This is a genomic window from Acinetobacter towneri DSM 14962 = CIP 107472 (assembly GCF_000368785.1).
In the GTDB taxonomy this organism is placed as follows: domain Bacteria; phylum Pseudomonadota; class Gammaproteobacteria; order Pseudomonadales; family Moraxellaceae; genus Acinetobacter; species Acinetobacter towneri.
Map to the genome: position 1 here is coordinate 489452 of NZ_KB849690.1, position 15203 is coordinate 504654.

At 37.7% G+C, this 15203-nt stretch carries 13 protein-coding genes and 2 pseudogenes; 9 read left to right on the plus strand and 6 right to left on the minus strand.

Translation table 11 applies throughout. The annotated features are described in order from the left end of the window. Positions 1-137: pseudogene (locus F947_RS14510) on the minus strand (IS982 family transposase); the annotation flags it as partial. A 93-nt stretch (positions 138-230) separates the two neighbouring features. On the opposite strand from F947_RS14510, the pseudogene F947_RS09600 reads away from it, so the two are divergent. From F947_RS09600 to F947_RS09630, 7 genes and pseudogenes are all read left to right on the plus strand, one after another. After that, positions 231-602 (plus strand): annotated as a pseudogene (locus F947_RS09600) (glycosyltransferase); the annotation flags it as partial. Further along, entirely contained in the window at positions 602-1354 is a 753-nt protein-coding gene (locus F947_RS09605) for a polysaccharide deacetylase family protein (protein WP_004974995.1), read from the plus strand. The pseudogene F947_RS09600 and the gene F947_RS09605, both read left to right, overlap by 1 nt. Next, the gene (locus F947_RS09610; RefSeq protein ID WP_004974996.1) at positions 1351-2118 is read left to right on the plus strand and encodes a glycosyltransferase family 2 protein; all 768 of its coding nucleotides are present in this window, start codon (positions 1351-1353) and stop codon (positions 2116-2118) included. The genes F947_RS09605 and F947_RS09610 overlap by 4 nt, the downstream gene beginning before the upstream one ends. Beyond that, positions 2078-3208 carry a glycosyltransferase family 4 protein gene (locus F947_RS09615; RefSeq protein WP_154648283.1) on the plus strand — a complete coding sequence of 377 codons (1131 nt, stop codon included), beginning with the start codon at positions 2078-2080 and terminating at the stop codon, positions 3206-3208. Before F947_RS09610 ends, F947_RS09615 begins: the two co-directional genes overlap by 41 nt. 7 nt (positions 3209-3215) lie before the next feature. After that, positions 3216-4343, plus strand: a complete 1128-nt coding sequence (gene wecB / locus F947_RS09620; protein WP_004975006.1) for a non-hydrolyzing UDP-N-acetylglucosamine 2-epimerase — start codon at positions 3216-3218, stop codon at positions 4341-4343. A 16-nt stretch (positions 4344-4359) separates the two neighbouring features. Then, a complete protein-coding gene (locus F947_RS09625; RefSeq protein ID WP_004975008.1) occupies positions 4360-5073 on the plus strand; it encodes a glycosyltransferase family 25 protein in 714 nt (237 codons plus the stop codon). Positions 5074-5080: 7 nt separating this feature from the next. After that, the gene (locus tag F947_RS09630) at positions 5081-6013 is read left to right on the plus strand and encodes an IS5-like element IS17 family transposase (RefSeq protein WP_082188693.1); all 933 of its coding nucleotides are present in this window, start codon (positions 5081-5083) and stop codon (positions 6011-6013) included. 163 nt (positions 6014-6176) lie between these two features. Here F947_RS09630 and F947_RS09635 read toward each other — a convergent pair whose 3' ends face one another. The 5 genes from F947_RS09635 to F947_RS09655 all read right to left on the minus strand — a co-directional run bounded on the left by F947_RS09635 (position 6177) and on the right by F947_RS09655 (position 11259). Then, positions 6177-6950: a glycosyltransferase family 32 protein gene (locus F947_RS09635; RefSeq protein ID WP_004975011.1), complete on the minus strand. Its 774-nt coding sequence runs from the start codon at positions 6948-6950 to the stop codon at positions 6177-6179. Between the two features lie 53 nt (positions 6951-7003). After that, on the minus strand, positions 7004-7225 hold the full coding sequence (locus tag F947_RS09640) for a hypothetical protein (RefSeq protein WP_004975012.1): 222 nt from the start codon (positions 7223-7225) through the stop codon (positions 7004-7006). Positions 7226-7348: 123 nt separating this feature from the next. Then, positions 7349-8218, minus strand: a complete 870-nt coding sequence (locus tag F947_RS09645; protein ID WP_004975015.1) for a lysophospholipid acyltransferase family protein — start codon at positions 8216-8218, stop codon at positions 7349-7351. Positions 8219-8515: 297 nt separating this feature from the next. Further along, complete coding sequence (aspS, locus tag F947_RS09650) at positions 8516-10300, minus strand: aspartate--tRNA ligase (RefSeq protein WP_004975017.1); 1785 nt, start codon at positions 10298-10300, stop codon at positions 8516-8518. A gap of 209 nt (positions 10301-10509) precedes the next feature. Beyond that, the gene (locus F947_RS09655; RefSeq protein WP_004975020.1) at positions 10510-11259 is read right to left on the minus strand and encodes a DUF4184 family protein; all 750 of its coding nucleotides are present in this window, start codon (positions 11257-11259) and stop codon (positions 10510-10512) included. A gap of 148 nt (positions 11260-11407) precedes the next feature. On the opposite strand from F947_RS09655, the gene znuD reads away from it, so the two are divergent. After that, positions 11408-13570 (plus strand): zinc piracy TonB-dependent receptor ZnuD, encoded by a 2163-nt coding sequence (gene znuD, locus F947_RS09660; RefSeq protein ID WP_004975026.1) that lies wholly within the window; start codon positions 11408-11410, stop codon positions 13568-13570. Between the two features lie 105 nt (positions 13571-13675). Continuing rightward, positions 13676-15139 (plus strand): phospholipase D family protein, encoded by a 1464-nt coding sequence (locus F947_RS09665; protein ID WP_004975029.1) that lies wholly within the window; start codon positions 13676-13678, stop codon positions 15137-15139. Positions 15140-15203: the final 64 nt, after the last annotated feature.

Here is a 15203-nt window from a genome sequence, read left to right on the forward strand (position 1 = left end):
ACAATTTCTGATAAAGATAGCGTTGCTTGTCTGATACGTTGACGTTTGTTTTCTTGCTTGAGAAATTGCCAATAGATGGGTTCAAATTTTTTGAAAAAATCATCAACAATACAAAAAATTTCTGTAAAATCGTACATGGTAGTTAGAGCCTTTGGGTTGTGTCGTAACTTTCTAAATGGCTCTAACTACCTTTTTTTCAAGGGCTTTTCTTATCCGTAATTCGGGTTAAGTACATTGATATTTTGTCTTCAGCTAGATGTGGGTTAAACTTATCAAGACGTAATGATATTGAATTATATTCATCTGATCGTATCGTGCAATTAACAGGCAATGGTTTATTAACATTTACCCCACGTATACCTGGTTTTGAGAAATTATATACTGATAAAGAAGTAGTTTATTTTGATGACTTGAAAGATCTTATAGAAAAATTTGAATACTATAAAATGAATACAGAACAAGCAAAGGTGATTGCGGAAAATGGTTGGAAAAAATCGCATCAATCATTTAATAGTGCTAGGGTGGCAAAATATATGTTAGAGGTTATTTTTGATCAGCCTTTATCTGAAGCATATGAGTGGGCACATGAGGTGTATATCTAATGTGGTTTGTTTATGTGGTACTTGGTTTAATTTTTTTTGCTGCAATACTTTACTTATTGGGTAATTATACCTTTTGGTTACCATTACGCAGTGCAAAATTGCCACGTATTGTGATGTTGCATCAAGTAACTCCCCATGTAGAAGCTTCTGGTATGAATATGCCACCGGCTAAATTTGAACAGTTGTTGCAGTATTTGGTAAAAAAACAGGCTGTTTTTTGTTTCGTTTCCGAACTTGACCAGTATGAGAGGCAGAGTAATGTTTTTGCCTTATCATTTGATGATGGCTTTCAGGATAACTACCAGTATGCATTTCCTTTACTCAAAAAATATAATGTGAAGGCAACAATTTATTTAGCAACACAAATTGAAGGTATTGAAAAGTTAAATACAGCACAAATTCAAGAAATGTCAGCTTCTGGCTTAATTGAGTTTGGTGCACATACTCAGCATCATGTAAATTTGCTGAAATTGTCTGATGAGGAAGCATTTGCTGAAATGCAGGCATCAAAAAAAGATGTAGAAGTTTTAGTCGGGAAATGTCTAAGCTTTGCTTATCCATTTGGGCGTTTTAATGAGAAACATCAACAAATGGCAAAAAAAATTGGTTTTAAAAATGCTGTATCTACACGTAAAAAAGTAGAAGCTTATACAGAAACTAATCAATTTAATATTCCACGTGTCAGTACGCATGGCGCAATGAATGCTTTACAAATGCGTATTGCTTTAGCCAAAGGACGTTATAAATTATGATTCCTTGTAGTGTTTATATCGTAACTTTAAATTGTGCCGAATGGCTTGAGAGTACACTGGAAAGTGTAAAAGACTTTTCAGAGGTCATTATTTTAGACTCAGGCAGTACAGATCATACTTATGCTATTGCAGAATCATTTCCCAATACGCGAATTTCTCATCAAGATTGGCAGGGCTATGCGGGTCAAAAAAGCTTAGCTTTGGCGCAATGTAAAAATGATTGGGTTTTAAATTTAGATGGTGATGAAGTTTTATCTTCTGAATTAAAAGCTGAAATTGAGCAAACGATTCAGAGTAATCAACTCGATGCTTTAATTACACCAATTAACGATGTGTTTTTAGGTGTTCCTAATAGTAAACATACAAAAAAGCATGCCAAGGTACGTTTTTTTCGTAAGTCTAAAGGGCGATATGACTTAGAAAATAAAGTGCATGAAAATGTGATTGTAGATGGTCAGAGTGTTCGTGCAGAAGGTGATATTTACCATTATGGTGAATCAAGTATTTTTGTTAAAGTTGAAAAGAATAATCAATATTCTGAATTAAAAGCACAAGAAAAATACCAAAAAGGGAAACATCCAAGTATTTTAAAATTGATATGTATCATGCCCTTAATGTTTATGAAATCGTACTTTTTTAGAAGAAATTTTATGAATGGATGGCGTGGTTTTGTTAGTAGTATGATTAATGCGTTTTATGCTTTTCTAAAAGAAGCTAAATTATTTGAAAAAAGAAGCTACAATAAGCATGATTCTAAATATTGAGTACATAAAGTTGAAAATTTGCTTTATTTCTACAGATTTTCCACCAACATTAGGTGGCGTTGCCTCTCATGCACATGAGTTAGCAAAAGCAATGGTAAAACTTGGGCACGAAGTTCATGTTTTGACTTCCTTAGTTCATGGGAGTGAACCCGTAGAGATGATGGATGGCGTTTTTGTACATCGTGTAAAAGTTCTTTGGCAAAAGCCCTTTTATACTTGGGGGATGGCTAAGTATATAAAAAAAATAATAAATGATAATTCAATAAATTTAGTTCATGTACATGGAATGCGGCCTTTGGAAGCAACCAAAGGCTTAAAAATTCCTGTGGTATTTACAAATCATACTTCGGGTTTTTTAAAAAGATTAGAAAAGCCTTCAATTTTACAAGGTCGCTTAAAATCACGTTTACGACATGTCTCTTTAGTATTGGCACCAAGTTATGAGTTATGTGATGCTACAGTCAAAACTGGCTACACTGGGCCTGTATATTTTGTTTCTAATGGAGTGGATACAAATAAGTTTTCCGCAAAGGAATTAGAGAGTATTAACGAAGAGAAAACTTTTATTCTCGCGAGGCGTTTGGTCGAAAAAAATGGTGTTGTAGTGTTTGCTGAAGCACTAACTAAAATCAAAAATCCAAATTTTAAGGTATTAGTTGCTGGCGTGGGTGCTGAACAACAAGCTATGCAAGAAATATTAAAAAAAGCTGGTATAGAAAATAAAGTTAAATTTATTGGGGCTGTTAATAACTCGGATATGCCAGCTTTATATAAACAAGCAGATTATTCTGTTTTACCATCATTTTATGAGGCTACAAGTATTACAGGGCTTGAATCAATGGCTTCAGGATTACCACTTATTGGGACAAACGTAGGTGGTATTCCATATCTTATTGATGAGGGGGTGACGGGTTTTTTAGTACCAGCCCATGATGCTAATGCCTTAGCTGAAAAAATGGATCGAGTTTTGTCTTTTGATAACCAAAAATATATTCAGTTAAGTTTGGCGAGTTCAGAAAGAGCAAAGTTTAAATTTGACTGGACTGTTATTGCGAAGCAAACAGAAAATTACTATAAACAGATTATGTAGAATTGATATGCGTAAAATTAATGTACTAGTCGCTTTCGGTACGCGTCCTGAAGCAATTAAAATGGCGCCTGTTGTTAACGCCTTACAAGCAGACGCTTCATTTGATACTAAGGTTTTAGTAACAGCACAACATCGTGAAATGTTAGATCAAGTCTTAGCTGTGTTTGATATAAAACCAGATTTTGATTTAGATATTATGAAGCCTAATCAAACATTAACACAGATTTCTTCAAATATTTTAGGAAGGATGGATGATGTATTTAATGAGTTTCGACCAGATATAGTCTTAGTACATGGTGATACTCTAACTGCTTTTGTTGTAGCTCAGGCTGCTTTTTATAATCAGATTGATATTGGGCATGTAGAGGCAGGATTAAGAACTTATGATCTAACATCTCCTTGGCCTGAAGAAGGAAATAGACAATTAATTTCTAGAATAGCAAGGTTACATTTTGCTCCTACTCAAATTTCATATCAAAGTTTAGTCAATGAAGGACTGAAGAAAGAAAATATATACATTACAGGCAATACAGTAATAGATGCTTTATTAAGTGTAGTAAGTTATGATAATTTGCCATTGCCAAAGCTTTCTGATGAATTATTTTTTAAATTAGATCCGAAAGATAAGATAGTACTAATTACAGGCCATCGACGCGAAAACTTTGGGGAAGGTTTTAAAAATATTTGTTTAGCTTTAAAGTACCTGGCAAAAAATAATCCAAATGTAAAGTTTATTTATCCAGTCCATTTAAATCCTAATGTTAAAAATGTAGTTAATAGCTATTTGTCTGATATTAATAATATAGCGTTAATTCCTCCACAATCTTATCTGGAATTTATTAACTTAATGAAGCATAGCTATATTATTTTGACGGATTCAGGTGGTATTCAAGAAGAGGCACCAAGTTTGGGTATTCCTGTGTTGGTAATGAGAGAAACGACAGAACGCCCAGAAGCCATTTCAGCAGGAACCGTAAAATTGGTTGGTACGAACCAGGAGAGTATTATTTCTAATGTTCAGGCTTTATTAGATGATAATGTATTGTACCGAAAAATGTCTGAAGCTAGTAATCCATATGGTGATGGTTGTTCGGCTAAAAAAATAGTAACTATATTGAAGAGCAATTATAGTTAATTAGATAAGGTTTTATATGTTTAGTTTATATGTAGTCAGTATCGAGGAAAGAGAGAGTCAAAGGTTGAATTCTTTCTTTAAACAAAATTTTTTTAAGGATATTCCTGAAAGAGATATTCATATTGAGGGTGTTAAAGGAGGAGAGATAACAGCTAAAGAATATTTTAATTTAGCTGTTCATGGAAGGGTGAAGCCTTTGACACCTGGAGAATTGGGTTGTACTTTATCACATCTTGAAATATATAAGAAGTTCCTACAAACAGGGGATGATTTTGCATTAATTTTTGAAGATGATGCAATTTTCCCTTCTACATTAACCTCGTATGAGCTACTTAATCAAATAAAAAAGATTGAATTGGAAGACTGCTTTTTATTAAGTTTAGGTGGTGTGCAAATGAAAGTGTGTCGTAATGTAAGAGGTGAGTTTCAAAAAAGTAAAATACTTTCAAAAACTATTATAAAAATAAACCCCCATTTTTATAATAGAGTCTGCTTCACATTTGCATACGTAATTGATCGAAAAATGGCTGAAGTCCTATTGGCTTATCATCGTAAACTACGGAGAGCAGATGATTGGAGTTATTTGTATGATTTTAATCCTAAAGCAAAAATTTATATGACTAATTTAATAGACCATCCTGTTGAGCAAAATATTGATAATAGTTATATTGAGTCTGAAAGAGGGCTTTGTTGCACAAACCTATCTGTAAAGGCTTTTTCAGCGATATAATTTTCAAATGAAGAAGCCTACACACAAAATCTACCGTACAACCAATTGGCCCGCATATAACCGAGCACTCATGAGTCGCGGAAATATTGCCATTTGGTTTGATCCTGCTACGCAATGGTATGCTCCATCAAAAGGCAAACAAGGGCGAAATCAAACCTACTCCGACGCAGCTATCCAATGCTGCTTAATGATTAAATCCTTATTCCGTCTATCTTTACGTATGGTCACTGGCTTTGTGCAAAGTCTGATTAAACTTTGTGGATTAAATTGGACCGCACCAGATTACAGTACGCTTTGTAGAAGACAAAAGCATATTGATATTGCAATCAGCTACCAAAAAAGTAGCGATGGGCTGCATCTACTCATAGACTCTACAGGCATGAAGTTTCTAGGTGAGGGCGAATGGAAACGCAAGAAACATGGACCTGAATATCGTCGCCAATGGCGTAAACTTCATATTGGTATAGATGCCAAAACCCTTCAAATACGCGCTATTCAACTCACTACAAATAATGTGAGTGATTCACAAGTACTTGGTGATTTACTCGATCAGATTCCTCAAGATGAGCAGATTGACTCTGTTTATACCGATGGAGCTTATGACACCAAGCAATGCCGTCAGGTCATTGCAGATCGGCAAGCACATGCGGTGATTCCACCTAGAAAAAATGCGAAACCATGGAAAGATACAAAGAGTAGCTCGCTAGCGCGAAATGAATTACTTCGAACAGTTAAACGTTTAGGCAGGACACTATGGAAAAAATGGTCAGGCTATCATCGCCGCAGTTTGGTGGAAACCAAGATGCATTGCATCAAATTATTAGGCGATAAATTAATGGCAAGAAGCTTTCCTAGTCAGGTGAATGAGATTCATGCACGTGTAGCAGTCCTCAACAGATTTACGGAATTAGGTCGACCAGTTACCCAAGTTACGCCTTAAATTTGGCTCAATTAGGGGCGCTTTGCATTTCAAATCTTTGTGCAACAAAGCCCTGAAAGAGTAAAAAGTAGTGATATACTCCGTAGTCACTATGGATATGGGATATCAAAGCAAATTGCTAAAATTAAATTTAAAAAATTTGAATTATTTTAAAGTATATTTATTAAAATACTCTATATTTAATAAAGTATCTTAATAGTTTTAAAAAGTCTTTAAACGTTAAATTTTTTGCAATTTCTTTAATGAAGTTATTTTCTTTATAAATTGAATTGTATTTAATTAGGGACTCTAATAAGTATTTCTCATGGATATTGATTTTAAAACTCTTCTTTTTATTTTCTAACCATGAGCCATGAAAGTGATGAGTGGCATAATTGGTTGCAAGATCCAAACAAAAAGTAGTTGATGGATAAACAATAATTGAATTATTGTTATCATCACCTTTTTGTTTTTCATTTGATAAAGGATTGATATGGTAATCTTTGATAAGAATCTCTGAAACAGAGGCTGTATTTGTTGGTTCATGTATAGTATAAACTTTATTTTTATAGTAGTCTAAAATTCGTTTAGTTAAACTGTGATTCTCAATAGAACCCCATACTGCTGTGAATGGTGCTCCAATGCATTCAAATCCAGTAAAAGCTTCGTGATTTAAAAAAATATCTAAGTTTTGTTTTAATTCAACATCTGTGTCTAAATAAATTCCACCATAAACATTTAATGCATAAGCTCGAACATAGTCTGATACGTATGCATACTTCCCCTCATTGTATGCTGATTTAGTGAATGGGTGGCTATTAATATCGAAAGAGTCTTCATTCCATAATTTAATCTCATAGTCAGGACAAAATAACTCCCAAGACTTCATGTGGTTAATAAGTTCATTAGGAATATTGTTTGGACCAAACCAACAGTAATGAATAATTTTTGGAATCATCAGAAGCTCAAAATATTAAAGTATTAGTATAAAATATAGAATCGAAAAATGGCTTATCGGTTTTTATCCGCATTCCCTGCCAACACCATATAAATCAGCCCCACAAAAATCACAAATGCACCACCAATACTACTTAAGCTAAAGTATAAAATACGGTCATTGGTGTCTAAGGCAAACAGGTTATTGGCCAGAATATAACGCATGAATAACCATTGAGCGACAGCAAATACAATTAGCATAATGCCACGATTACGAACTGCAGGACGCATAGCCATAGTAACGCTCAACTCAAAATTCAAAACGAAGCGCTATTATGCCATTGTTGAAAATTGATCTCAATTGAATAACCTAAATCTTGGTTTTATACGTGCAAAAAGAGCAAACGTATTTAAAAAAATCTACTCTTTACGGTACATATTGACATTGCCCAAGCAATTTCTAAAGCGCTTGTATGACCAAATATATTGCTCAGGTGCTTGTTTAATCATTTTTTGCATTGAAAGGTTTAGACAGTCTACAGAGTGTTGTAAATCTTGAGACAGAATAGCATCTGGCAATTTTTGACAGTGAATATTGAAATATCTTAAATCTGGACTTCGAATACAGCTTAAAGCAATAATATTGCACTGTGTTTTTGCTGCAAGCTTGGAAACTAGTGTGATGGATAAAGTCTTTTTCCCAAAAAAAGCAGAATATATACCACCAGATGGCTTGGGTAAATGATCTGGTAAAATGACTGTTAAACCGCCGTGTTTCAAATGTTTAAAAATAGAACGAATACCAGTTTCATTGGTGGGTACTAAAGTGGCATTAAATTTTTCTCTAGCTTCTAGTAAATATCGGTTTATCCCTTTGTTTTTATTGGGCTTATACATAATCATGGGGGCTGTATATACACTGAGCCATGCATTGAGTAACTCCCAGCAACCAAAATGAGGAACTACCACGATAACTCCTTTTTTATTTGCAAGAGCGTCAGTTAAAACCGTTTCACCATAAACATTTTTTAGCAGATTCAAACTGTAATTTGGTGGCATTCCCCAGCATTTAATAAACTCTAGATAACTGAGACATTGACTTTGTACACTCTTTTTTATGAGCTGTTCTTGTTCGGCAGATGAAAGCTTTGGATAAGCCAGTTTAATATTAATTGCAGTGATGCGTTTGATAGATAAATTAAAATAATAAATAAGACCAGCAGCCATCATTGCAATTGCTTGCAGCAGGCGTAACGGAAAGACAGATATTATTTTTAAAATTAAGTACATCAGACAGCCGATCTCAAAATATAAGGTACAAATGAAGCATAAATTTTGCAGTGAACGCGAACGTGCTTGTTCCACAAGAAAAATGATCAGAAGCCTTAAAACAAAATAAAATGAGGTATGAAATTGAATTATTCAATGTTATTCATAATTAGGCAGTTTAGCATAGTGCAGTGTAATCGTTTTGCTATTAGCCAAATAAAGTAATTATTATTTTTATTGTTCAACTTGGAATTTATCCAAATTGAAGTTAATAAAAAACCCTGCAAATTTGCAGGGTTTTTCTGAAACGTTCAAAACTTATTCTTGAGATTCTGCTTTTGGTTTTTCACGTAAACGAATACCTAAATCACGCAATTGAGTCGCCTCAACTGGTGCAGGTGCTTGAGTCAATGGACATTCAGCTGTCTTGGTTTTCGGGAAGGCAATCACATCACGAATAGACGAAGCACCTGTCATCAACATCACCAAACGGTCTAAACCAAATGCCAAACCACCGTGCGGAGGCGCACCGTATTTCAATGCATTCAGTAAGAAGCTGAATTTCTCTTCGGCTTCTTCTTCTTCAATACCTAAAGCTTCAAAAATCGCTTTTTGCATTTCTAAAGTATAAATACGCAGTGAACCACCACCAATTTCAGTACCGTTCAATACCATGTCATACGCGACAGATAAAGCTTCACCAGGGTTGCTTTTCACATCTTCAACGCTTGATTTTGGTAAAGTGAATGGGTGATGCACAGAGGTCCATTTACCATCATCAGTTTCTTCAAACATTGGGAAATCAACCACCCAAAGCGGTGCCCATTCGCAGGTTGCAAGGTTCAAATCGTGACCGATTTTGACACGGAGTGCGCCCATTGCATCGTTTACCACTTTGGCTTTATCTGCACCAAAGAATACGATGTCGCCATTTTCAGCGCCTACACGTTTTAATAAATCAAGCACGATTGGCTCAATAAATTTCACAATTGGAGATTGTAAACCTTCAATGCCTTTTTCAAGTTCATTGACTTTAATATACGCCAAACCTTTCGCACCATAGATGCCTACAAATTTAGTGTATTCATCAATCGCACTACGTGGCAATGAACCCGCGCCAGGAACGCGAAGGGCAACAATACGACCTTTCGGATCTTTCGCTGGGCCAGCAAATACTTTGAACTCAACGTCTTGCATCAAGTCAGCAACGTCTACCAATTTCAGTGGGATACGCAAGTCTGGCTTATCAGACGCATAATCACGCATCGCTTCTGAATACGGCATACGTTGGAATTTGTCGAATTTCACGCCTAGAAGTTCATCGAACATCTTCACGGTCATGCCTTCCATCAAATCCATAATGTCATCGTCACTCATGAACGATGTTTCAATGTCGATTTGAGTAAATTCTGGCTGACGGTCTGCGCGTAAATCTTCATCACGGAAACATTTAGCGATTTGGTAATAACGGTCAATACCACCCACCATCAACAATTGTTTAAATAATTGTGGAGATTGTGGCAGAGCATAGAAGCTACCGTTAGATACACGGCTTGGTACTAAATAGTCACGCGCACCTTCAGGCGTTGCACGTGTTAAAATTGGTGTTTCAACATCCAAGAAACCATGATCGTCTAAATAGTTACGAATTAGGTTGGTGACTTTAGAACGGAAACGTAAGCGATCTAACATTTCTGGACGACGGATGTCCAAGAAACGGTATTTCAAACGAATTTCTTCTGAAATGTTGGTATTTTCATCGTTCAATGGGAACGGAGGCGTTTCAGATGCTGCAAGAACTTCAATTTCCTTGCCTAAAACTTCAATTTGTCCACTGACCATATTGGCATTTTCTGTGCCTGCATAGCGACGACGTACACGACCTGTGATTTTTAATACAAATTCTGAACGTGCTTTATCTGCAGTTGCAAATGCTTCTGGGGTATCTGGGTCAATTACGACTTGCACAAGACCATCACGGTCACGCATGTCTAGGAAAATTACACCACCGTGGTCACGACGACGGTGTACCCAACCACACAGGGTCACGGTTTGATCAATTTGAGCTTCGGTTAAAGAACCGCAATAATGAGTTCGCATCATAGCGTTAAAAATCCAACTATATGGGTTAAGGAAGCGAATACGTAAACAGCGCACCGCCTTTAGCAAAGGTAGGATTATGCCTCTTTGGGCATGTGGCTACAAGAACCTGCTGCAAAAACAGTGGGTTTTTACATGGAATGTGTCTGAAATAGGATAATGCAGCAAGATTCAGGATAAAGTGATGAGCTTTGACTTTATTTTATCTACCCTTACCGATCCAAAAACAAAAATAACAGACAACCTAAACTGAACATGAGTAATGCCCCTTGGCTAAACTCATTGATGGCACGTCCCGTAAAATAATACAGTTCGGCTTGCCAAGTCGCATCGGGGATATAACGCGCATAATCCCAAAGGGAAAAACCACCAAATACAATCGACAAGAGAATGAGAGCAATGGCATAAACGCGAATTTTAGTGCTTACAGAACTGACCTGCCGATGCTTGCGATAATAATGCAGGCTCATCCATAACAAAAAAGGCAGCGCCAAAATAGAACTGCCAATTTGTAGTACGCGATGCATCGGATAAATACCTGTGCCTAATTGTACCGATTGCGCTAAAAAATCCTGAAAGGCAAAACTACGAAAGTCGTGATGGGTTAAACCATCCCAAATTAAATGGGTGGCATTGCCAATCAGTAAGGCGAGAATCAAGCCACATACAAACCCAAGTACAGATTTTATTGTGTTTAGATTTAACGGGTGATGGATTCCCACAAAGCGATACAATGCAGGGCGATAGAGCAAATACCACAGCGCACAAAAGACAAGACCCAATAATAAATTTGGATACAGCAATGCTGACCATAAATGTGGAGTGGGATCATGACGCAAAGTAAACAGACGGTGTAAATCTGGCAACATCGTACCTATAGCGAGTGCAGCGATAGGCAGACGTTGTCCTGAAAGCTTGGCGAGTGGTGGGGCAAGTACCGCATGTGAGAGCGTAAAGGGCATACCAATTCAAAGTAAATAATATAAAAAATCAGAATAAATTGTGATGAATAGCTTAATTGAGAATACAGAGGAACAATGTTTTTTATTGCAATGTTAATGAAATGTTATATTATAACATCAATTATTTTTACTAATTTGAGCATGGGTCATGGCGTTCCATAAGAATTTAATAACAGTTTCAATTTTTGCAGTACTTAATCCAGCAGCATTTGCAAATACGGATGTTACCAATACACAACTGGAAACGATTCAGCTACAAGCACATCCTTTGGTACAAACTGCGGCAGATTTCGCTGTAGCAGATCATGTGATTGATCAGAAAACGTTGGCAGAGCGCAGCACCACTATAGGTGATGCAATGGCAGATGAGCTAGGGGTCTATTCTAACCAATATGGTTCAGGCTCTAGCCGACCTGTCATTCGTGGGCAAGATGGCCCACGTGTTAAAGTGCTGCAACATGCTTCAGAAACTGCCGATGTGTCTATGCTTTCACCAGACCATGCTATCACTGTCGATCCAATTTTGGCCAAACAGGTTGAAATTATTCGTGGCCCATCAACATTACTTTATGGTGCAGGAACGGTTGGTGGCTTAGTCAATGTGACTGATCAAAAAATTCCAACTCAAATGCCAAATAATGGTTTAGAAGGGCAGGTAGGTTTACGTTACAACACGGGTAGCGATGAAAAGCTGGCGAGTGCGGGTGTAACTGCCGCATTGAGTGATCAGTTTGCGCTGCGTATTGAAGGTTCTAAACGTAAAGCCAATGATTACATCACTCCCAATTATTGGGTAGAGCATCATAATGATGAAGCAGGGCATGACGATCATGATCATGGACATAATAACCCTGCGCATGATCATGATGATAAAGGCACGCATTTTGATAAAGCACGTCGTGTAGACAATACCTTTGCTGAAGGGCAAACGGTGAATATTGGTGGATCATGGATTCATGACCGTGGTTTTGTGGGGTTGTCGTACAGTAACCGTCAGGACAAATATGGTTTGCCAGGGCATAGTCATGAATATCATGATTGCCATCCACATGGGAATAAATTGCATTGCGGAAGCCACGACCCTGCACCACAACCAGATCCACATGACGAACACGAACATGCACATGGCGGCCCGTGGATTGATTTGGAATCACACCGTTATGATTTGCGTACTGAGCTTGATCAGCCCTTTGCTGGCTTTGAGAAACTGCGTGCGCATGCCAGCTTTACCGATTATGAACATGATGAATTAGAAGAAAACAAAGTCATTAGTAACTTTAAAAGCAAAGGCTATGATGCGCGTTTAGAGTTGGTGCATCAACCTATTGCGGGTTGGGAAGGTGTGTTTGGTACCCAGTATAGCCAGCAAAAAATTGATTTGACCGGACAGAAAGAAAAACATGGCGATCATTTTCATGAAAGCGTACCTATGCCAGATACCAAAACGCAAAAATATAGTTTGTTCGGTTTAGAGCATAAACAATTTGGCGATGTGCATGTTGAACTCGGCGCACGGGTTGAACATCAAAAAATTGATGTCGATGCGAAGCAAAAAGATTATTCAGATACGGGCGTATCTGCTTCTGCAGCAGCCAACTGGCAGTTTGCACCGAACTATAAACTATCCTTTACAGGCTCACACCAACAGCGTTTACCGTTGGCACAAGAGCTTTATGCAAATGGCATCCACTTTGCAACAAACACTTATGAGCGTGGCAATGCAAATTTAGATGTGGAAAAATCGAATAATTTAGAACTTGGTTTGCACTATGAAGCTGACAAACTGGATTATTCGTTGCATGTCTATCATAACTGGTTTGATAACTATATTTATGGTGCAACCACCGACCATATAGAAACTTTCCGTTTAATTGATTATCAACAAGACAAAGCCAAGTTTTATGGTACAGAAGCTAAGCTAGGGTATCAGATTAGCCCTGATTATAAACTCAGTGTGTTTGGTGATTATGTGCGTGGTGAAATTGACAATCAAAATGCACCACGTGTACCTGCAGGGCGTTTGGGGACTAAAGTGGATGCCAACTTTGCCGATGGTTGGTCGGGTATGGCGGAATATTATCGTGTCTTCAAACAAGACAAGGTTGCTTATTTAGAGCAAGAAACAGCAGGCTATAATATGGTCAATGTTGGTGTGGCTTATGCGGGCAACTATGCCAACAAACAAGATTACCGTGTGTATTTTAAAGCCAACAACTTGCTCGATGATGAAGTGTATTCACATACATCGTTCTTGTCGAATATTCCACAAGTGGGTCGTAACTTTACAGTCGGCGTGGAATTTGGCTTCTAAAATTCAATTTGCCTTGAGCAGGATGTCTGCGTGAAAACACAGAAATCCTCTTGAAAATCCAAACAATTAAACCTAGTCTGAGCGCATCGGACTAGGTTTTTTGTTATGCGTATCTTTCAGCGAATTCATCAAAAATTGAATTGGTCGCCTCGGGCGTATGTGGGACTTATTATAAGTTTTCTGGCTTTAGGTTATTTGGCGTCTGCGACCTACCACAGCTTAAAACCATTACCCGAAGGGCTGAATTACACTGGAAAATTACGTCATGCGCCTATTAAATTTATTGCCGATCAGACCTATATCGACGCGCAAGGTGTTCAGCAACAACAGCATCAAATTTTTAATGAAATTTTAGAGCTGATTGATGCAGCACAAAGCACGATTGTATTGGATATGTTCTTGTTTAATCCTGAAGTGGGAACATCTAAACAGCAGCATCAGCCACTGACACAGCAACTCACCGATGCTTTAATTCATAAACGTCAGCTGCAGCCAAATATTGAAATTAAGGTCATTACAGACCCAATTAACTCAGTATATGGCGGTATTGCACCTGAGCATTATCGTCAATTGCGTCAAGCAGGCATTGATGTGATTGAAACCGATTTAACGCCTTTACGGGCATCGAATCCATTGTGGTCAGGTTTTTGGTATCTCTGCTGTCAGGGTATTCCAAATAATGCAGAAAAAGGTTGGCTACCAAGTCCTTTCGGGCAAGATAAAATTACCTTGCGCAGTTATTTTAGTCTGTTCAATTTTAAAGCCAATCATCGTAAAACCATGGTGGTTGATACCACCGAAGGTTGGAAAGCGTTGGTGACCTCATTGAATCCGCATGATGGTAGTTCGCGTCATTCTAATATTGCCTTAGTGGTCACAGGCAATACAGCGGTTGATATTTTGCAGACTGAACAAGCCGTAGCACGTATGTCGCAAGGCAATGTGTCTGGGGTGATTGTGGGAGAGTTTGAGGCAGATTCGTCCTATCCTCAAGTGCAAGTCCTCACTGAACAAGCCATTTTAGAGGCCAGTTTGACACTGATTCGGCAGACCAAAGCGCAAGAACATCTGGATTTGGCAATGTTCTATTTATCGGAGCGACAAATCATCAAAGCACTGATTGCTGCACAGCAACGTGGCGTACAGGTGCGGGTATTACTCGACCCGAATAAAGATGCTTTTGGACGTGAAAAAAATGGCATTCCAAACCGACAGGTGGCGGCAGAATTACATGCTGCAGGGGTGAAGGTACGTTGGTGTAATACCCAAGGTGAGCAATGCCACAATAAAATGCTGATGAAATCGAATGCCACACAGGCTGAGTTGATTTTAGGTTCTGCTAATTTCACCGCACGTAATTTAAAAAACTATAATTTAGAAAGCAACTTGCGTGTGGTCGGACAGGTGCAAGACCCTGTATTTCAGGATGCTCAACACTATTTTAATACCGCATGGTCAAACCTTGAGGGTAAAAATATGAGTGTGGATTATGCGGTTTATGCCGATGAGTCGAAGTGGAAATATGCGCTGTATCGCTTTATGGAGTGGAGTGGTTTATCGACATTCTGACTTTAAACTTTTTCAGTCAGATGTAATATTCCTAGAAAAATCCCTCTTGTTTAAAGAGGGATTT

Bases quoted from the DNA above. Each gene is read 5' to 3' on its own strand.
- znuD (WP_004975026.1), top strand. From the start codon at position 11,408: ATGGCGTTCCATAAGAATTTAATAACAGTTTCAATTTTTGCAGTACTT.
- F947_RS09655 (WP_004975020.1), bottom strand. From the start codon at position 11,259: ATGCCCTTTACGCTCTCACATGCGGTACTTGCCCCACCACTCGCCAAG.
- F947_RS09640 (WP_004975012.1), bottom strand. From the start codon at position 7,225: ATGGCTATGCGTCCTGCAGTTCGTAATCGTGGCATTATGCTAATTGTA.
- F947_RS09665 (WP_004975029.1), top strand. From the start codon at position 13,676: ATGCGTATCTTTCAGCGAATTCATCAAAAATTGAATTGGTCGCCTCGG.
- wecB (WP_004975006.1), top strand. From the start codon at position 3,216: ATGCGTAAAATTAATGTACTAGTCGCTTTCGGTACGCGTCCTGAAGCA.
- F947_RS09645 (WP_004975015.1), bottom strand. From the start codon at position 8,218: ATGTACTTAATTTTAAAAATAATATCTGTCTTTCCGTTACGCCTGCTG.
- F947_RS09635 (WP_004975011.1), bottom strand. From the start codon at position 6,950: ATGATTCCAAAAATTATTCATTACTGTTGGTTTGGTCCAAACAATATT.
- F947_RS09630 (WP_082188693.1), top strand. From the start codon at position 5,081: ATGAAGAAGCCTACACACAAAATCTACCGTACAACCAATTGGCCCGCA.
- F947_RS09625 (WP_004975008.1), top strand. From the start codon at position 4,360: ATGTTTAGTTTATATGTAGTCAGTATCGAGGAAAGAGAGAGTCAAAGG.
- F947_RS09610 (WP_004974996.1), top strand. From the start codon at position 1,351: ATGATTCCTTGTAGTGTTTATATCGTAACTTTAAATTGTGCCGAATGG.
- F947_RS09605 (WP_004974995.1), top strand. From the start codon at position 602: ATGTGGTTTGTTTATGTGGTACTTGGTTTAATTTTTTTTGCTGCAATA.
- aspS (WP_004975017.1), bottom strand. From the start codon at position 10,300: ATGATGCGAACTCATTATTGCGGTTCTTTAACCGAAGCTCAAATTGAT.